The following is a 19022-nucleotide window of genomic DNA, read 5'->3' as shown; positions in this document are numbered from 1 at the left end:
ATTTAGTCCCACTGATTATACGATTTAATTTAGAGGGATTTTTCTTTACAAGACTGGTTTTTGTTCGCTTCACATTTTTTCATTTTTTCTGCATTTTGGTTGTTTGAGAAACTGACGAGTATGAAATAATGCTTCTAGACAAAAAAATCATTCAAAGAAGGGTCTCAAATGAAAACTAAACGTTTTGTATCTCTGGTTTCTGCTTTTGTTGCCAGTGCATCGCTGGTTGGTTGTGCCCGGGATGCTGGTAAAACCCCGAATTCTGCACAGCACAGCGACACTCATGGGCTCTACTGGCATGCTAATTCTAAAGACTCGGTAGCCAAAAATGCTTACTCTTTGGCCGGTTTTGACGTTACTTTTAATGAAGAAACAGTCCAGCCGGGTGGCGATGCAGATAACTTGCTTTCCAAACTGCTAATTAGTGGCTCTATGGGCTATGTTACAGGAGGGCTCAGTGGATTAAGTATTATGAGTTTGGGATCAATGTACAGCTCCTCTGACGCTGAATATATCCAGGTTAACCAATACGTCGTCTTTGTCCCGAACCCTAAAAAACTTCCTTATAACGATGAAAGCTTAGTACGTGCCGGTGCTGCATATGTTTATAATCACACCAAAGAGTCACAGGTGGCACTCGGGTTCAATCCTTCGAAGCAAAGTGCGGCTCTGGCTTCATGCAAGATTGATATGGCAGTGATGAATAAATGGAGTACCTGCGACCTCCCTTCAAAGCCAGCTGCCGACGTAATGCCGACTAAGTCCATGTACAGCTTCCAGGTTATTCGCCCAGCGTCTGGATCTGAAATCCCTCAACTTAATCTACCTGCCGGTGATTATTCAGTAGTTCGTTACGTATTCATTCCATTTAAAGGCAATGAATCTAGTACTAACTTCTCAGGTATTATTTTCCGTTCTGACAGTCCAAAATTCACTACCCCAGGTGGCGTTGCTGCATCTATTAACGGTAAAGATTATTATCTTTTCGCAGGAGAATATGGTCAGAAGGGTTTCCCTGAAAAAACTCTTAAAGCAAAATAAAAATAAAGGGGCTTTACAGCCCCTACATTTAGTATTTTGGTAATTCCTTCCCAGTAATTGGGTCTACATAAGTTGACCCAACTTCACAAATCGCGGGCCGTGGTAGATAGCTACAGTCCACATTCTCCTCTTTAATTGCCTGATTATTTTCCTGTCTAGCTTTTATCATATTATCCTCACCACCCATTGATTCTTTCGTTCTTTGGGATGGAAGTTGGTAATTTTCATTTTTAAATGGCAAATTTTCTGTTATCGATGACTCGGAGAATGTAGCGTACTGATCAGGAACTTCTCCGACCTGGACGGCATCGTTAATCCATTCAGTTAAATCGATCTTATCAAAATCTAATCTCTGTATTTGACTAATTGATAATCCAACGCAACTCGAAGCAACCGGATCTATTCCAAGTTGAGGATACGCCTGCTGCATAATCACGCGAGATAACATTGAATTGTAGCAGCACATGTCTGTTGCTTTTTTAACACACTTCTTTGTAAATCCCATATTGAGATATTTAACACAGCGTTCAGTATCCAGTGTGAAACAGGATTTCTGATTTTTATGAATAGACGCTTCCATTTCTTTTTGATCACAGGCCACAAGCATTTCAAGCAACATTTTTGTTATTTGATATGCGGTATAAATCCAGCCAATGACATTTAATGCAAGCATAAAGTTTTGAATTGCTGCTGAAAAGACTACTTCGCCACCCGTTGTCGCTACATTTTTAAAAACGAAGTCCCTTACTGTATCGGGAAGCAAGTCATATGCTTTTTCCATGGCCATCTTCTTAAGGGTACCAAGCCCGAAAGAGCTCATTGTCTCCTTAGCAAGTTGACCACTTCCACCAGCAGTGGATGAACCTACTGTTCGCCCAAGGTTACCGGCCACATTTTCGTAGACGCTGGTTAGCGAACTGGTGACATTGTTCCACATCTGACCAACAGTTTTACCTGCCGATGCTGTCCATTCACCAACCGAGTTAGCCATTGAAGCCCAGGTTCCACTCTCCCCACCGGTCCAGCTTACCAGCTGAGCATTCACTCGTGTCCAGTTCGTGTTTCGGATCATCGACCCAGCCAGCATAATCGCCTCTAGTGAGCCAGCGGTACCCTGTGGCTGTTCGCAGCAATCTGTTTTGGCCAGCCCGTTCACAAAACCAACGGACCTGCCGCACCATTCTGCTTTCCCCTCAAAGACGGAGCAGGAATTAGGGTCGTTGGGATCTTCGCATTTTGCCTCACCCTGCATGTACTGAACCATGTTTGAGTACGCGGCCACTTTCCCAAAATCATTGTTTTCCTCTTTTGGGCCGGTTTCGCATGTTCCACCAGAACATGGGATCATACCTACACAGGCGTTAGTCTGTGACTCTACCTCTCTGACGACGTCCTTACCTCTGTCACACGTATATTTCTGCTCATACATGTAGCATGTATTTGTGCCTTCATCGAACCAACCTTCTGCACAAGTCTGTGTATCGAGCACACACGCAGCATCATTTTTATATGTGCCGCAAGCGTCAGGCATATTTTTAATGTCGTCGTAGTTGTAGCAGAGGTCTTTTCCTGCGGCGTCTTTCATGATGTTTCCCTTCGCATCATATGAGCACAGCTTTTCCTTCGCCAGGGGATCACAGAAGTAACCTTCAAGGTTTGTTTTCCAGGTTAAGAACCCGGTATCGCCTTTATAAAGCGGTGTGGCCATTTTAAGCACAGTTTCCGGGAGCCGCTTTGTACCGACATCCATGTTCACAAACCGGTCAAACCGACAGAATGAATTCGGCGTTTGTACTGCATCAAAACAACCTGCGGGTTCCTGTATATGTTTATCCTCCAGCTTCATATTTTCAAAAGTCAGCTCAACTTCAAAATAGCCTTCCCCACCGCCACCTACCCAAACGCGTGACGCCATTGTCACTTCACGGTCCACCTCCTGATATACAGAGTTTCTTACCTGGTCGGTAATATCGTAGACTTTGTCAAGCTTCCATGATTTTTTCAGCTCCCATGGCCCTTGTGGTGATGGATAATTGCTACTTCTATATTCTCCATCTATGTGAGCAAAAATCTGCGTTCCATCAAGCGTGACCCTCATATGATCATCCCACTCTGCATTAATTATTTTCGCAGTTGCAAGCTTTGCATCAGGATGAAATTTTAAGGTTAATGAGTTGTCATATACTCCATCGTTCCAATAGTTGTCGTCTCTTCTGCCGAACCAGACCCTCACACAATTATCCCCGCACATAGACATATCACCATTACCACCTGAGATATAAACAGGTACGGAAAAATCACGAGTTATTGTGCAACTATTAAAGTTATCTTTCTTGGGTGAGTTGCAGTAAAACTCTTTATAATCTGGATAGTGTGTAGTAATAGTTTGTTTTTTTGTTTCCGTATTGCAACTCTGTAGCCAGTTGCCTGTACCGGCTACAGCATTACCAATTTCATTTCGGCCAGCATTGAACATAGGGTCGTTAGGTTTAATATTAGATGCTGGGTTGTCTTTATTTGCATTCACCAGTGTACGGTAGGCAACCCCATCGTAACTCTGCGCTTCAAACAGCTGACTTTTTCGATTTTTGATGTCATTGATGAATCCATCCTCATCTCCATACCGGCCACCGGAATTAAACTGAATATCACTGTGCTTCTGCTCTGAGCTGAATAGCTCTCCTGTACTGGTTTTGGTTCCTGCCGTTGTATTCGTGTTGTTACTTATACCAATGTTACCGCTACTGTCTCTGGAAAGTAACTTTGCCCCCTCTTTCGTATAATTAGAGTTGATCGTACCGCCCGTCATGCTCGGTAACTGTACGGTCTTACCGATCGACTTGCCGTCAGATGCAGCATTACTCATAACACTTTCGTTTGAGTTCAGCGCCCCGTACTTCCCAACGTCTAAGTTTATTGAATCTGCTTTACCTACATATTTATCTGATATTTTTCCGCTCAGGTTTTCCCCGGAATCAGCATTCTTGTACTTCTCTACAATATCCTGAGCACTTGTTGTTGCATTTCGATTTGCGTTGGGGTTCGCAAGGTCAAAATTGTTTTCCAACTGATCAAATATCGCATCAGCTGCGTATATTTTTGGTGTCATAACCATGTTAATGAGCGAAACGTAAAATGCCCAACTCATAGTATTTGCGAGCATAGACGCAATAATTGTTGAAGCAATTAATTTCCTAGTTTTCATATTAAAAGCCTCCTGCAATTAAGCGCCGGGATTAAAACGCACGCAACAGTCATTATATCTCCATAGCATATAGACATAATTATCTATGCCTATTTTCTTTCGTCCACCTTTCAGCGTTGACCAATCATGTACGGAGTCACCAAGCCTATGGCAGCAATCAGGCCCTTTAGCTTCTGGCGTTGGGTAAAGCATTGAAAGTCTATATTGTGAACGAGGAGTGAAGTATTCCCATGTTTTCTCACACATTGCATCTGCTCCCATTGTTCTCATTAGCATTCCTTGCCGATGTAACTTAGTTAGTAGTCGTTGTGTAATAAGGGAACTGGTTCTGACGGCATCATCATTCGCATAGACGTGCCCTGTAAGCGGGTACAAGTTACCATCACAACCGGCACAAAAATAGGCAGCCAAATTATCCTTTCCGGCAGTCACTGCCACGCAGTCAGCAGCACATACCATTGAGGCAATAGGGTTTGCAAATACCACAGCTTCGGGGTTCAGCACGAGCGTCAACAGATCACTTTCCCACATTGGATCAACTTCGCTGATATACGTCAGACTGGCATCAATATAAGGTTCTGCTGTACATTCACCGATTATCAGCAATTTCAACATTGTCATGATCGGGAATTCCCAGAGATGTACGTCGTAGAATCCGGCTTCTGTAGCAGTCATAGGCTGGTTAGTATTGCTCTTGCCAATATCGAACTGTGATTTTTGCAACATGGTTCCCTCCAAAAATGGGCTGCACCATGGGCTTTTCACTACTTCTACGATTTTAACTGGCTGGAAAAAACTTAACTGCCATCCGATTTCTGGTATCCCATTTTGGTCTGTGCAATAGCAGCCGGGGCGTGAGGGTGCGGCACCTTCAGGTGCCGCACCAATTCCCATGATCCGCATCGGGAAGATGCAACTCCAGCAGATATTTTTGATTAGTCCCTGCCACACACCAGCTGACTGGCACATTGCTCCCGGGACGCCGGTATCTGCGGCCATGGTCATTGCAGGCAGGGAAAATGACAGCATGACAGCAACCAAAATTTCCAAAAGTAACTTTTTTAGCTTCTTCACCGGCACGCTCACTATTTAGTAATGAATGTTGTCACGCTTTCCATATACGTAACCACTTTGTTGAAATACTCTCTCATCAGGTCCGGGTAATTCAGAGTCAGCCATGTGGCCAGCAGCGCCCCTAAAATAAATCCGATCTTCATATCAGTTCTCCTCTGCCGAGATTTTTTCTCCAACACCACGTATTTCAGCTTCACTGAATTGCGTTATCCGGAATTTATCTTTTTCAGTTGAAATCAACACTGGAGTGTTTTTAATCTGGAAGCGGGAAATAATTTGCTCATTGACTTTGAATACTTTCCCGTTAAATTTCTCGCGCAGATCATTCAGATGGTCCCAACCATTTTCCTGTTTAATTCGCGTAAACATCGGCATAACCTGTCCGCTGCCAAGAAGTTGGCGATATTGCTTCTCAGCCCAATCAAGCTGCCCCGGATTCAATGGGTCAAAAATTATCATGGTGAGGTTCTGCGGGAACCTGCTCAGCGGGTTAATCAGCTCGCCCGCAGAAGCAATGACGCGGCCCTGCTTATCTTTCACGTCCTGAGTGACCCTGATAGTCGGGTCAATTAACCATTCCTTGTGCTCCTGAGCCGGAGGCAGATTAACCATGAATTGGTTCTTCCATGTGTCTGCAACAGCTCGCTTCTTGGCGCCCTCCCAGTCATACTTTTGTGCTCGCTCTTCGAGCTCTTTAATAATGCTTTTCTCTTCGACCGGATAGGTCGTACCAGCATTAGGTAAAATATCCTGATCGGGATTTCTGGCCAGTTCTCGCTGGAAGAAATCAACGTTAAACGAACCGACCATTTTAGCGAATCGGGATTCCTCACGGGAGATAATTGTCGGGACCTGCGTGACCTGGTACTGGTCAAACGCATCAGGGTCAATCGTAATCAGTGGAGAGTCAAACTTCCCCTTCACCACCAACTGATTGATTGCAGCCTGAGTCTCCGGAAGACGCGTCGTGCCTTTCTTCAGACCATTAAAAACCACTCTCGCCTTATTTTGTGACGCGGTACGGAGTAGATCTTCTAGGACGTAATCAGGCAGGCTAAATGACGCAAAGATAGTGATACCGTTTTCTGTCGAAAGCACCTCTTCCCGTCTGCTATCTATTTTTCGTTCGAAGTCAGCGGCGGTGATCCCTGAGGTACCAAACATTTTTTCGATATTCGTCGACTGGCTGCGCATTACTTCTGGTTTATTTTCGACAGACTTCAGTGCTGAGTCGTTCAGCTGAATATTTCCCTGAATTTCATCACGTCTGCGAATAATGTCATTAACTGCTTCAGAATTATTATTCTGAGCGCGTATAGCCTGAGTATGATCGATAACCGCCTGCACACTGTCAGCATTCATACCCGGTACATAGCCCCGATTCGTTGGCTGACTGATGTCCCTGTTTTGCTTCAAAGCTTCAGCCTGGCGGACGTACTTCTGGACATCCGGAGAATCCAGAGAGCCTGACGAGAGCGGGCCTTCTGCTGTTTCCGGCGGCGTTGACTGAGCGCCCAATACTTGAGCTTGCCTAGCAATGTCGTCAGCAACCTGTTGATACTGGGGGCTAGCCGTAGCGGTGGACATCAAGGCGTAAAACGCCAGGCAGGTGGCCAGAGGCTTAATCGTTGTTTTTAATTCAATAGATCGCATATGTTTTCCCAATAACTGAAGTCAACTTAACCGGCCCCCAAAATCGTGAGTCCCATGAGTGATCCGTTTGGCCAATTAAAAAAACTTCTCCTTTCGGAATAGTTAATTCTCTTTCAATAGACTCAGCAGGTATGTTGTATTTCATTGAAATACGTCTGGCATTAGCTTTATAAAACTTGCTCCCGTTATAAACGCCATCCATTGTGACTCTTAGGCGATCTCCGCCTACCCCCGCCACAATTTTAATAACCTTCTCATTTTCACGTATAAATCGGACTGATTTTGGCATATGAAATGCAATGATGTTTCCTGCCTTGACAGATTTATCCTTCAAGTCAATCATGTAAAAATCAGCAGGTAAACAACCATTTAATAGCCCATGTCCAAATGTAAATCGAGTAAAGAAGATGGCCAGTACCAGTATCAGAATTGCCAAATTGATCGGCACGTACCAATCAAAACTCAGTAACCCACGCTTCTTAGGTATGTATTCGCTCATAACCTGCTTCTCTCAGATACCGGAACCAAAGGACTAATTTTTACATTACCTTAATACCTATTATCCATGTTTTGGACCGTCATTATTTCTACAAAGCCAGTTATTTCTGATAATTTACGCCCCTCTTTTTCTTTCATTATTGCCATTGATTGGTGATTCATGAGACTTGTATCACCGTTCATGCAAAGTAACTTTTCCGACGAAATCAATTCAAAAGACCAAAGACAAAAAGCCGGGACATTACTGTCCCGGCTTCTATTTCAGTACATAAATTTGTCTTACTGCGATGTACCAGTTGTTTCTACAGCCTTTGATTTTTCCTCATCTGGGCCATATACGACCGTGCGCTGTGTTGCTGAATCTCCACTATCATCATATGCGACTACACGGATATCTTGCTTCCCACGATTAAGATTTTTCGATAGTGTCGCAGTGCTGCCAAAAACATTCCTTAGTTCATCATTGATATACCATTCATAACGAACCAGTTTGCCATCAGTATCGACACATTTATTTGTGAAACTCCAGCTCATATTGGATTCTGTATGGCTTAGCACACATTGCGGAGCGGCGTTTTTTACAACATCAAAATCTACTGATGCTGTACCACGCTGTCCCATTTTACTGACAACATCCAGCGTGATTTCATATTTTTTCTCAGTAAGACCGGGAATTCCCTGAGCCCAATAGTTTTTACTACCCTGGACAACCTCTCCATTTACTTTATACGTCACCGTATCAATACTGTCAGCAGAGTGCGCCAGTTTAATATTAGATCTTAGTGTGACATCAAGAGGAGCCCTCATGAACTTATTAGAGAATTTTGGGGTCATTTCAACAGTCATCGGAGTTTGCTCATCGACGACGAAGGTATTTTCAATACGCTGTTCGTTATTACGGTTATCGCGGAAAACGATCATCAACGTATATTTACCCGGCTTCGCAATTGCAAACTCTTTCGTATCTCCTTCATCTTTTGAAATGGAGATATTTTCCTTATCGTAGATCCACTCCCGTGAATAAGTTACTCCCGGATAGTCACCGTCTTTTATTCCGGTCAGGGCGACGTGTAAGGTCGACGGGGCCATAGTGTATTTTAGCTTCGTACTGACTTTCATTTCAGGGAACTTATACACCCAGGACTTAATCGATACTTTCCGCGTGGAAATGGTACTTTCCTTGCTGTCAGCGAGCCATGCACTGTATGTAAATGCCGCATAGCCTTGCTTATCCAGCATCTCCTCTGTCAGCGTCATCGACAACTTAGGCCCTCTGATTTTCTGTCCGTCAGGGGCAGTCCATTCTTCAATGACGTCATTTCCGTTCTGGTACCGACTGTTCGGGTTGGAGTATTTACCATCTAAAGTAACTTTACTTCCCACCTCTACCTTTGAAATGCTGCTCACTGAAACGGAAAGGCGCTTGGGTTTAGCGACCGTTAACCGCGCAGACGTCTCTTTCCAGGAGGACTCTTCAGCCAGGTCGTCTGAATCCAGATAGCGCATCCGGGCGTAGATAGTTGGCGGAAGCTTCTCAGCGGCAGTCACGGTATAGGTAGTGTCACCCGCGACCCAATTAATTTTATCTTCCGACCACATTACTTCAGCCGTACCCTGCGGAATCGGCTCATCATTATCCAGCAACGAGACTGGTAAATCATCGCCTTCAAGAATTTCCGCAACATCAATACTTAGCTTAGGCTGTTTGTACGTTACAACTGTCAGCACGTCGCTATAAGACACTTTTGACGTAAACTTGTTGGTCATCTTGGCCCTGTAGAGCCACTTACCGACGTCAGTTTTTCTGATTGAAATACTTCTCTTCCCAGTCATGTCCGAAAGCATCGTCCATGTCTGCCCATTGTCTGACGACTCCTGCCACTCGGTAGGAGCAAGCGCATCAGAGTTAGCTGTGCTGGCCGATTTGAAGTTCACAAGCGTACTGAGCGGGATACGGCCGATAATCAGGCTCTTTGAGAGATTACCCTCCAGCTCTTCACCCTTATACACACGTATGCCGACCGCACTTGTTTCCCGGGTCAATTCAAAATCAGCGAAAGGCGAACGGACTTTAGCTATCCCGACAAGACGCATGTTCCCAAGGTCCATATTCTCGATTTTGATTTTTGTTTCGACTACCCCGGCATCATTCACCGGCAATGCCTCGGTTAATGGGGTACGTTCATACGTCGTTTTAAAACGGCCTGTTTCTGGATCTTTACCATAGATACTTTTCTGAGCGTAAATGGTTACATCCCAGTCACCCATTGTCGTCCGGCTAAATGAGCTTTTGCGAGTTGAATTGTTATAGCGCCCAACTGACACCTTCAACGGTAATTCCATTGTAGTAGCCGTCTTTTTGTCTTCGACTTCCATCGTAGCCCGAATGCTGAAGTCGGGGACCGTATACACGTTAAGTGTATCGGCGGTCCGCATTGTCGGGTCCTTCGAGTACTCTACAGCAATGTCGAATACATTTTTCGTCCACAGTGGGGCTGCGGCTACTTTCAGACGCTGAACGAATGTAGTTGCATCGTTGTTTGATGAACGGTTTTTAAACGTCGTTTTTGTGTTCTCACCCCCGTTTTGCGAAACATAGACTGTCACATCAGCAGGTACCACTTTTGCCAAGAGGCGAGCAGCTTCCCCACCTGTCGTGTACGCTAGTGCAGTGTTAGGGTTGATCCCAGTTACCAACTTATTTTTCTTGTAAGTAAGGATTGGGTTATATGGCAGTTGAGTTGTCAATACGCGGCGGTATTTGGCCGACACAGCTTTAGAGCCTCTACCGTTTATCATATAGACTTGGTAATCGAGCAGGTTTTCGCCAGTTTTATTGAAGAACCCCGTAAGTCCTGGCGTCCTGCCTTTAAAGTAAAATTCAAGCCCGTCCGGTACATTGTTCCACTGAGGGTAACAGGCAGTGATATCAGATTTGCCGCCATACCACTCAAGATAAGCCTGCGCGTTCTCTTCCGTAGTAAAGAGAGTGCATTTATCACCGGCTGTCTGACTCATCAGATCGGTATATTGCCGAACGCGAGAATACAAGGTGACGTCTTTTTCTAAGTTTTTAAGCGCAAACCCTGTCGGTTGATACGTGAAAGTGGTATTGAATGTCACAATCTTGCCATACAGGTTTTCCGCCACGACTGTGATTTCGTGGTCAGCATTCACATCTAGATCATCCCCCACCGGCAGATAATAAATGCCTTTGTAGTTCGTTGGGGTGAGTTCAACAACTTTGTTATCGATAGTAACGGCTTTAATATCCGCAACCCCGGCCTGCCCCTGGAATGCGGCAACAATAATTTCATTTAAGAAATAAACAGGTGCTCGTTTTGCCAGCGCTGCCCCATCCTTAAGTACCATGAGTGTGGGGTTATCAGAAAGCATCAGTTTGCTTTCGGGCTCATTGTACGTAGACGTATTCTTGCTAGTATTCTCTATAGTGAACGTGGCGGCATAAGAGCCATTCGTCAGGTCTGTTAAGTCAAAGATATACAGATACTCATCGCCGACCTTCTGGGGTCCGCTCACGGGCTGGAGGGTACGCCGTATCGGTGTTACCCAGGATTGCTTAAAGTCGATAACCGTACCGTCATCCAAAGTTACTTTTGTTGTCGGCTTGAAAACCCCGTCCGGCACCATCGTCAGCGTCATAGCTGTTGGTAGCCACCACTCGCCTTCAGTCTCTTCCTGGGGCACTTTGACGGCTACAGCTACCGTTTTAGCGCCGGTATAGATTTGCTGACCGCCAATACTGATAGTTTTAGCTTCATCAGTGAAATTCCAGAGAGTATGGTCAACAACAGGAGGACGGTAGTCCCAGGTCAGCGTAAGCTTTTGCGCTTCAGGAGGGGCAAAGTAATTATTTTTCGAATTAGCGGTGACAGTTATTTCCCGTGAACCTATCAATAAATCCGAATCACTTACTTTAATACTTCCTACATCGATCGTGCAACTGGTCCCACCAATAGGGACTTCACAGGCAGAACCCGATCCGATAGAAATATATTGCACAAAATTGCGGGGTTCTACTGAGACGGCAAAACTCCTGATCACTTCATCCTTAATATAAGATTTAAGTGTGTAACCCTCTTGAACCAGCCCATTCATAGACGACTTTAGGCCGGTGATCGTCGGTTTAACCGGTACGAGAGCATTAACTGTATACTCCCCTTTCACTACTTCTACTTTTTGCCTTTCTGTACCGGAAAAATAGGAAATTTTGTAAGGGAGTTTTAGGTCTCCTGAGCTGTTTGGAATCCCGGTTAACGTGAACCCGTTAGCAGTAAATCCAGAGCTATTTGGAAGCCACTCAAAGAAGCAGACAAGATTATCCACCGTTGATGTCGCACGATCATCAACCGTCACATTACATGCGGTTCCAGAGCCTGAGGCAGTAATTATATTATTGTTTACGAATGCAACAAAATCGCCCGGGCCGGGATTAAACGTGACGGCAGGCATATCAGCCTGGAGTTTTCCGGAAATCATAATTGCCTCGGCATGTACCGACTTAATCGAGGCAATTAAAGAAAACAACAGGGTTAAACATAAACCTGATTTTCTCATGACGAACACCTGTTTTTTTTACGCAGAATTAAAATTACTCTACGATAAAAAAATCTGAAATCTTGTTCGTTAAGAGGAAAAAAAAATATTAATTTTTTGCTAAAAATTGAAGATTTTTAACTCACTGACAGCTTTTCGACTCCGAAAGGCGCAGAGCAGTTATTATCGATTCTGAGGATACCCATGGCATCTTAAGCGTCAAGAATCCAAGCAAAAAAAGTCCTGTTGAAACACAATCCATTTGCGTTACGGGAAGATTATAATTTATGGGTTTAAATGAACCCCTTTCGACCGGAACAATGCCTGACGTGACTAACAAGCCCCCACGGTCATTTGGGCCGATAGTGATATTTTTGTAAGCCTGGTGTGTGCGATGCGTGGTTTTTCTCTTTTCAATTTTAAGTGTAGGTTTAATTCTCAGGAAGACAGAAGCCAGCGCCATGGCTTCGTTTTGGGATAGTTTCATGAGAATACTTCCCTCTGAATTCCACCCATATTCTCTATTGTCAGCCGGAGGGGCGAATTGGAGAGTAAGGTAATATTTTTCAGCCTCGCTTATGAAGGCTGAATTATCAGCAGACCGACTTATGTCGACGTTCACTTCAAATGCCATCGCCACTGACTGGCTGAAGACCCTAGCCCGTAGAGCCTTCGTTCCAATAGCTTCCAGTTCTTTCATTGCTATGCTCTCTTCTTAAAGAACCATATACCGGAGATGACTTCATTATCCTGGATGCGTATCAAATCCGAAATAACAAAACCACCTTTTCCTTCCGAAATTATCATGGTGTAAGAGCTCGTATGCACAAGCCGAGCATTTTTGATTGGTAACCCAGCACACTTAACAGAAATTTCATCAGGCGAAACTTTTTCAACAAAAGTAACTTTTGATGCAACACCATTGATATGTATGTTTCCGTTATCTGCAATTTTAACGTTTAACGAAGGTGTGGATTCTTTATCACAGGGTTGGAAAACAGACGTGGCTTTAAGAACTTTGCCAGTAAAATCGTACAAGTCGGGCTCCGCCGGTCTTGCGTTGAAAAGCGAGTAAGCCCCCGCAATTGTTAAACCGAGCACTACAAGAGGTAATAGTTTCTTGTAATTAACTTTCATCCTCCAGTTCCTCTCCAATCAGGTGTAAAGCACTCACGCACATAAGCCTAAGCTGATACAGCAAATTGTCGGCGGTGATACCACCAACAAATGTCACTGTACGGCGTATCGATACACCACCAGGCTCGCATTGAATATGGCCAATACCCGCATCGCGAAGAAAATCATTCTCGGCGCTTACGAGGTCTGCTTCCGCAGGTGGAATGACCACTTCGATGAGTATTGTATCAATTGGAGCCCATTCCCAGTCGTACTTAAGGGAGGAAATTGGAGCGATAGAAACATGAAATTCATCAATATTAAAAATTACAGGTTTTTTGCCCGTTGATTCAGGCTGAATGAAGGGATTCTCGACCAGGACAACTGGGAATTCAGAAATAGACAGAACTTCGATTAACTGATCTCGACGTAAACCATGTATTAGTGAGTTGCGTGATAACATTCAGTCAGCCTTCATTATAATAATCAAACAGTTACACATGATGCCGTTAGTTTCTTTACGCTCATCCAGATTGCACGGCAGAAACTCTTAGGATCATAGGGTGCTAGGGTAACAAAAAAACCTAACTTGACCAGTAAAGCATAGAGATTTTTTACATAAAATAATAAATAAGTACCAATTTTAGTAAGATATTTCTTACTTCAACCAATACTTTAGGACAAATCTGTACCCGTTTTAACACCTGTTCTTAAATCGTGCAAACGAACAACCATAAACAGGAGCTAAACCACCTTTTTTTTAGTAGTATACATAACTAAAATTAGGTTTCATAAAACAAACTGGTTAGACCTGAAACAACCAAAGAGGTTCATAATGAGTTTTTGAGTTGGATCTATAATTCTACGAAATTATTTAACTTGCTATGCAGCATTGAGTGTTCCATTAACTACATGTAACCGGTTCACCATCCAACCTCATCTACTAATAATATACCAACAAAAAAGCCAGCTGGTAAGCTGACTTTTTTGAGAGATTACAAATTTTAATCAATTGATACTTCTATATTTACTTTGCAAGATTTGCGAGGTTTGCATTTGCCCTTTTCTTCTGCTTTGTTGTCACACCCTGCACTTGCGCTTGTTCACTGAGCGCCATGGTTTCGGTTTGAGCTAAGTTAACGTCCGGAGAACCATGATTAGTTTTTAGAACTGAATCATTCTGATTTGCGATCGCAACAGGCGGCAAGGTCTCTACAGTCACAGGCATGGAGTTTTTGGCCAGTTCTGTAGACATTAATTCCAACCGCTGTTCCTTTGCTGTCTCAGGCTTTACTGCATCACTGACATCAGTTTGACAATTAGTTGAAAATACAGCAGCAGGATTCTTGCAATTATTAATCTTTAAAATTAAATCGTTGAATTTCGAATCAAGCATAAGACTTATTTGTTCTTTCAACTGTTCATTACTTAAATCACTCTTTTTAAATTCATCATTAAAAAACCGATTTAGATCAGCAGCCGTTAATCTCTCATTCAGTCCATTAATAAAACTTGATAGCTCGGGGAAGAGGTTATTTAGCACTAACCCCGTAGTGATTGCAGACCTTATTATGGAAAGCTGTTCGCCACGATGTGTTAAGTCACTTTTTTTTAGAAAATTATAGGCATACGGAGATTGCCTTTCCGATAACCAAAACGCGCTAATCTGGATGCGATCGTTTTCCTTCTCAGTTTTTTTTGTCATACCCCCCCCCCTTTACAAAACCATCATCACGCAAAAACAGTATCTGCAATAGCCAGTGAGAGAGCGAATTGCGGATTATCTACCATGATGATTTTCGATTTATCAAAATGTTCACGCACTGCCGGTTCAATCAGGTAAGAACCCCCACCGACTAGGAATACATTGTGCGGACGTTCTTCCACCTGAGTGACTGCTTTGATCACTTTTTCTTGAAGTTGCGCTACGGCACTATTTACGGCTTGGAAGACACCATCAAGATCATCGGAAGAAACCTTTAGTGAGGCTTTGTTATCACGATTGTCGACCAAGTGTTGAATATACGCGTAGCTTGCGTTCAGCTTTGAAGAATCCAGATAACGACGGACTTCATCATATACGATAGAACAACCAATACGGTCAAAACCCTTGACTCGGGAGATCTGTTCCAGCTGACCAGTAATGCTTGCTACATCAAGTGTTGTCCCACCTAAATCGATAACCAGGCTTGATTCAAAAGATTCAATTAACTCAATTTCATCTGCACGAGTTACCGCCGGAAGTGACTCAGGAAACACGGTAACTGAAACAACATTAAATGAAACACGCTTACCATCAATATAACGTTCAACCGGCTTCATCAGGTTGTCTTTTTTCCGTTGGATGTTTTCGTCATTGGTTTCACCCAAAGCGGTATAAAACTGACTAAGTGGCAATGTTACATAGAGATGAACATCCTGCGGCTCTAAACCAGAGGAATGAAGAGCATGGTGAACATTCAGACGACTGATCTCATCGTACTGATGCGCAACGTCGGTAGTTTCAAGGGCATTACTAGATTCACTGTGATGAGAGAATCGTTGAAGGCCATCAATAAGGTAATTAAACGGAATAAGCCCGTCATGGCTTACCCGGAAATCTGCAACGAAACTATTTTGAGTCAATAAGGGAACAAGGTCACCTTGATTGTTAACACAAACCAGTTTTGCCGCTTTACTACCATCATCAATAACAACTTTAAGTGTCTCTAATTCAGTAGAGTTTGATTCAGCTACAGCCAGTTTTGTTTTTACTAATTCAGTCATGCAGAACCCCTCGAATTGGTTTAATTAACCCACCACTTTTGATATGGGATTTATACACTAATGGTTGCTTTAGGCCAACAAAAACGAGGCAAGAAACACACGTAAGTTATTGTTAAAAAAGAATCCTTCGTTTTTAAAAATTGTCTTGCTCTACTTTATGTACACTTGATAAAAACACACATAAATGACGTTTTCTTCAGCTTTACGACACTAAAAAATCCTATCCAAAGACGGCACTTAAAAGTCTCTCTGTGCGGATACTACAGATGAATTCAACTTCTATTTTGCCTAAGCGCAGAAATTAGCCCTCTTAACGAAAATATTGCCGACACTCATCCGGTATTATTACTGTACTTTCTAGAAGAGGCATTTATGGCATCTGAGCACGTCCAGACAATTGACCTGACTAATTATTCCGGAAGGGTTTTCTTTCTGGCAGACCCCCATGGACATTATTCGACGCTTTGTAATCTTATCCATTCGATATCGAGCCCAGATGAGGAACTAATCATTTTCCCTACCGGGAATCTCTTTGATTATGGTCCTGAGCCCATGGAGTTAATGACAGCGATAAACACTGGTATTTTTGATGGACGTTCTGTGCGAGTGTTCTCAGCAGCCGGGGCTGGTGAAGAGATGATGAAGAAGCTCTTACCCACAAATAATGATCGTAGGACTTATTACCCAAGCACATTTCTTAACGAACGGTGGTGTGCAAGAGGCGGACGTTGGCATAAACAAATTAACCGCAGTTATCTTGAAGAGGAGATCAGCAAACTGCTCTCCACCCAGCTGGCCACGGTGATGAAGGTGCTTTTTAAAGGAAATATTACTATCGGTGTTTGTCCATCCGACTACACGGACATACGACAGGGTTTCGACAATACCTATAACGCTCTCCTCGCGTTTAATCAGGCAAACGTGAATATCTTTCAGAGTCAGTTTCTTTTTGGTATGGATCACGCAGTCAGCCCAATGAATATTAGCGATGTCAACCTCGTTGTACTGGGTCGGAATCCGGTCAATAGCATCAGAAAGGCTCATGGGTTACCTTTGACTAACTTACCTGTACTCGTCGGCAACTGTCTCCATATCAATACTGGCTCGCTGTTCATGTCAGCAATTAGCGATCCAGCACTACTAGCCCCAGGTATACCTCGTACTACAGTTCCGGCAATAACGCTGGTCGAGTTGATACTGGCCTCAACACCAACCCTAATTTGCCACCAAATGATCCTTAATAAGAACGGCATTTACACACAAAACACAACACCACTTGACCTGGATTTAAAAGATAACAACATAGAGGCTGCTTTATAATGCAGAAATTAAAACTGATAATTTTACCGGTGCTGGCATTTGTGTGGCCATCAATCAATGCAACCGCATCGACTAAAACACCAATGCCTACTTCTCAGCAGTCAGTTGCTAAATCTGAGGCTAACTATGAATTTATTTCTATTTCTGCAAAATATGTCGACGGTATGTGGCTTGTTAATGGTCAACAAAGACCTGTAATTAAAACAAGCATGACTAAGCGTAACTATCTCCAGATCGCAAATCAGTCAACACTTACGCCTTTGAACCTTGTGATACCCAAAATTGCATTTGACGTTATAGCCAAAAATGGCGTTTTGTTATCAAATATTGTATCCCTGGATGAAGATGCAGCCGGTAAAAAAATTCTATGGTTAGAGCCGGGTTCCAGCCTGACAATCTCTTTCGTCAATGACCTATCCAGTACCCCATTACAGGCGATAGTGTCCGTAAGTAAATTGAATAAAAGCGTTATTGCGATTTTTGGACCAGACCAGGGTAAAAAATTCACCCTCCCCCAAACTTCAAAATCACAGGATTTTTCAAAGGAGTATGACCCTTCACCAGAAGTCGCACTACGTCTCAATGTGCCCAAAAAAATTCACTCTTCCGTCACAATCCCAGATGTCGCGACTGCATCATTACCGTCCTCACATACCTACGAGATTATAGCGACTGATAAACTCAGGTCTTTTATGTTTTCAGAGTTTGTTTGGGTTGGTAAACGTAACAGCTTCCTCGTTGGTTCTAATTATTTCTCCAAAAATTTGACGGTTTACCCAGGTGAAGAATTCGATATCAGCACCATACAGAAAACGATTATGAGGGCTAGTAATGATTAAAGCAGCCGGAGTGATTTTTATCTGTCTTTTGACTGGCTGTCAGTCGGTTGGAAGCAAAATTGCAGACCTCCCCTCAGTAGGTTTCGACCCTGTGATGAGCAACAAAAGTGAATCCTATACCGACGGAAAAGTTACTTTTCTGATTGAGAGTTCAGGCACTGATGTCTGGCTGCTCGCCAAGAATGGTACCAAGGAATTTATTGAGTTATCGGATCTAAATCTAGCCGGAAGCCGTTGCACCTATTCATCGCGTGGGAAACTGTTATTAACACCTGGTTCAGTTTCATTGTTTACTGTTCCGACTGTTGGTTTACTCGGCCTTTGCTACGACAACACTGACCAATTAACGTTTATTAATAACGCATTTACCAAAATTTCACAAAAGTCGAGTGATGGACCCACATTGCCATTGTTGTTCAGTATTAGATATGAATTTCCCGGCTCGGGTGAAACAAACACAACGCTAGTTACGCAATCATTAAGTCTTGCATTTTTGGAACAGGAGCAATCATGAAATCTATATTGGCCGTCATCTGTATTTGCTGCTGCGAGGTGGCTTTTGCTTATCCTTATCGCATCTACACAGCACCTGATGGTGCCATTGTGAAAAATATACTGACCAATGAAGTGATCGGTAGGACACCGGTTGAAGTTGATGTCAGTAATACTGAAGCAGGCTCCACGTTCGGGATATCTATGTATCGGCATGAGAATGTTGCAATAAAAATATTCACAGTAATGCCAAGCGCGGAAAATAACTTTACTGTTTCAGGTCCCGACGTTGCAACAATGTCTTTACCAGGTAAAGCCCCTTTAAACGTAATTAATGACAGTAATGCAGCAGCAGTTCACATAGATCTCAGGCCTTTTCTTTCTGAACCTGTACATCAACCCATTCAATAGTTAATTTAGGTCCCTGTCATGGGGACCTGCAATCTCATTTATAAGGATAT

Annotated in this window: 16 protein-coding genes; 5 read left to right on the top strand and 11 right to left on the bottom strand. The window is 43.3% G+C overall.

Features of this window, described 5'->3' with window-relative positions:
* The first annotated feature begins 168 nt into the window (after positions 1-168).
* Positions 169-1041: a hypothetical protein gene (locus HV213_RS29905; RefSeq protein ID WP_015063126.1), complete on the top strand. Its 873-nt coding sequence runs from the start codon at positions 169-171 to the stop codon at positions 1039-1041.
* Positions 1042-1069: 28 nt separating this feature from the next.
* Here the strand turns inward: HV213_RS29905 and trhN are convergent, their stop codons facing one another.
* The 11 genes from trhN to parM form a co-directional block, all read right to left on the bottom strand.
* Positions 1070-4246, bottom strand: coding sequence for an IncHI-type conjugal transfer protein TrhN (gene trhN, locus HV213_RS29900; protein ID WP_015063125.1), 3177 nt, complete (start codon positions 4244-4246; stop codon positions 1070-1072).
* 18 nt (positions 4247-4264) lie between these two features.
* Positions 4265-5320 carry an IncHI-type conjugal transfer protein TrhU gene (gene trhU, locus HV213_RS29895; RefSeq protein ID WP_022652170.1) on the bottom strand — a complete coding sequence of 352 codons (1056 nt, stop codon included), beginning with the start codon at positions 5318-5320 and terminating at the stop codon, positions 4265-4267.
* A gap of 11 nt (positions 5321-5331) precedes the next feature.
* Positions 5332-5463, bottom strand: a complete 132-nt coding sequence (locus tag HV213_RS33640) for a hypothetical protein (RefSeq protein ID WP_022652169.1) — start codon at positions 5461-5463, stop codon at positions 5332-5334.
* 1 nt (position 5464) lies between these two features.
* Positions 5465-6973 carry an IncHI-type conjugal transfer protein TrhW gene (trhW, locus tag HV213_RS29890; protein WP_015063123.1) on the bottom strand — a complete coding sequence of 503 codons (1509 nt, stop codon included), beginning with the start codon at positions 6971-6973 and terminating at the stop codon, positions 5465-5467.
* Positions 6960-7472 carry an IncHI-type conjugal transfer protein TrhF gene (trhF, locus tag HV213_RS29885; RefSeq protein ID WP_015063122.1) on the bottom strand — a complete coding sequence of 171 codons (513 nt, stop codon included), beginning with the start codon at positions 7470-7472 and terminating at the stop codon, positions 6960-6962. Before trhF ends, trhW begins: the two co-directional genes overlap by 14 nt.
* A 278-nt stretch (positions 7473-7750) precedes the next feature.
* Positions 7751-12049, bottom strand: a complete 4299-nt coding sequence (gene rsp, locus HV213_RS29880; RefSeq protein WP_040113304.1) for an IncHI-type conjugal transfer protein RSP — start codon at positions 12047-12049, stop codon at positions 7751-7753.
* 121 nt (positions 12050-12170) lie between these two features.
* Positions 12171-12728: a hypothetical protein gene (locus tag HV213_RS29875; RefSeq protein ID WP_022652167.1), complete on the bottom strand. Its 558-nt coding sequence runs from the start codon at positions 12726-12728 to the stop codon at positions 12171-12173.
* A gap of 2 nt (positions 12729-12730) precedes the next feature.
* Positions 12731-13165 (bottom strand): hypothetical protein, encoded by a 435-nt coding sequence (locus HV213_RS29870; protein ID WP_022652166.1) that lies wholly within the window; start codon positions 13163-13165, stop codon positions 12731-12733.
* Positions 13155-13607, bottom strand: a complete 453-nt coding sequence (locus HV213_RS29865) for a hypothetical protein (protein ID WP_015063118.1) — start codon at positions 13605-13607, stop codon at positions 13155-13157. Before HV213_RS29865 ends, HV213_RS29870 begins: the two co-directional genes overlap by 11 nt.
* A 564-nt stretch (positions 13608-14171) precedes the next feature.
* Positions 14172-14849, bottom strand: a complete 678-nt coding sequence (locus HV213_RS29860) for a hypothetical protein (RefSeq protein WP_015063117.1) — start codon at positions 14847-14849, stop codon at positions 14172-14174.
* Between the two features lie 26 nt (positions 14850-14875).
* On the bottom strand, positions 14876-15910 hold the full coding sequence (parM, locus tag HV213_RS29855) for a plasmid segregation protein ParM domain-containing protein (protein ID WP_015063116.1): 1035 nt from the start codon (positions 15908-15910) through the stop codon (positions 14876-14878).
* Positions 15911-16282: 372 nt separating this feature from the next.
* Here parM and HV213_RS29850 point away from each other — a divergent pair, with 372 nt between their 5' ends.
* From HV213_RS29850 to HV213_RS29835, 4 genes are read left to right on the top strand one after another with little or no spacing between them, the layout of a single operon-like run.
* A complete protein-coding gene (locus tag HV213_RS29850) occupies positions 16283-17230 on the top strand; it encodes a metallophosphoesterase (protein ID WP_015063115.1) in 948 nt (315 codons plus the stop codon).
* Entirely contained in the window at positions 17230-18069 is an 840-nt protein-coding gene (locus HV213_RS29845) for a hypothetical protein (RefSeq protein WP_015063114.1), read from the top strand. The genes HV213_RS29850 and HV213_RS29845 overlap by 1 nt, the downstream gene beginning before the upstream one ends.
* Entirely contained in the window at positions 18062-18583 is a 522-nt protein-coding gene (locus tag HV213_RS29840) for a hypothetical protein (protein WP_015063113.1), read from the top strand. The genes HV213_RS29845 and HV213_RS29840 overlap by 8 nt, the downstream gene beginning before the upstream one ends.
* Positions 18580-18972, top strand: coding sequence for a hypothetical protein (locus HV213_RS29835; protein WP_022652165.1), 393 nt, complete (start codon positions 18580-18582; stop codon positions 18970-18972). The genes HV213_RS29840 and HV213_RS29835 overlap by 4 nt, the downstream gene beginning before the upstream one ends.
* The last annotated feature ends 50 nt before the right edge of the window (positions 18973-19022 follow it).

The sequence above is a fragment of the Klebsiella sp. RHBSTW-00484 genome, assembly GCF_013705725.1.
GTDB lineage: Bacteria > Pseudomonadota > Gammaproteobacteria > Enterobacterales > Enterobacteriaceae > Klebsiella.
The sequence above is the reverse complement of the archived record's forward strand: the minus strand, read 5'-3'. Positions and strand labels throughout refer to the sequence as shown.

Bases quoted from the DNA above. Each gene is read 5' to 3' on its own strand.
- trhW (WP_015063123.1), bottom strand. From the start codon at position 6,973: ATGCGATCTATTGAATTAAAAACAACGATTAAGCCTCTGGCCACCTGC.
- HV213_RS29860 (WP_015063117.1), bottom strand. From the start codon at position 14,849: ATGACAAAAAAAACTGAGAAGGAAAACGATCGCATCCAGATTAGCGCG.
- HV213_RS29875 (WP_022652167.1), bottom strand. From the start codon at position 12,728: ATGAAAGAACTGGAAGCTATTGGAACGAAGGCTCTACGGGCTAGGGTC.
- trhF (WP_015063122.1), bottom strand. From the start codon at position 7,472: ATGAGCGAATACATACCTAAGAAGCGTGGGTTACTGAGTTTTGATTGG.
- HV213_RS29905 (WP_015063126.1), top strand. From the start codon at position 169: ATGAAAACTAAACGTTTTGTATCTCTGGTTTCTGCTTTTGTTGCCAGT.
- trhN (WP_015063125.1), bottom strand. From the start codon at position 4,246: ATGAAAACTAGGAAATTAATTGCTTCAACAATTATTGCGTCTATGCTC.
- HV213_RS29840 (WP_015063113.1), top strand. From the start codon at position 18,062: ATGATTAAAGCAGCCGGAGTGATTTTTATCTGTCTTTTGACTGGCTGT.
- HV213_RS29850 (WP_015063115.1), top strand. From the start codon at position 16,283: ATGGCATCTGAGCACGTCCAGACAATTGACCTGACTAATTATTCCGGA.
- rsp (WP_040113304.1), bottom strand. From the start codon at position 12,049: ATGAGAAAATCAGGTTTATGTTTAACCCTGTTGTTTTCTTTAATTGCC.
- HV213_RS29865 (WP_015063118.1), bottom strand. From the start codon at position 13,607: ATGTTATCACGCAACTCACTAATACATGGTTTACGTCGAGATCAGTTA.
- HV213_RS29870 (WP_022652166.1), bottom strand. From the start codon at position 13,165: ATGAAAGTTAATTACAAGAAACTATTACCTCTTGTAGTGCTCGGTTTA.
- parM (WP_015063116.1), bottom strand. From the start codon at position 15,910: ATGACTGAATTAGTAAAAACAAAACTGGCTGTAGCTGAATCAAACTCT.
- HV213_RS29835 (WP_022652165.1), top strand. From the start codon at position 18,580: ATGAAATCTATATTGGCCGTCATCTGTATTTGCTGCTGCGAGGTGGCT.
- HV213_RS33640 (WP_022652169.1), bottom strand. From the start codon at position 5,463: ATGAAGATCGGATTTATTTTAGGGGCGCTGCTGGCCACATGGCTGACT.
- HV213_RS29845 (WP_015063114.1), top strand. From the start codon at position 17,230: ATGCAGAAATTAAAACTGATAATTTTACCGGTGCTGGCATTTGTGTGG.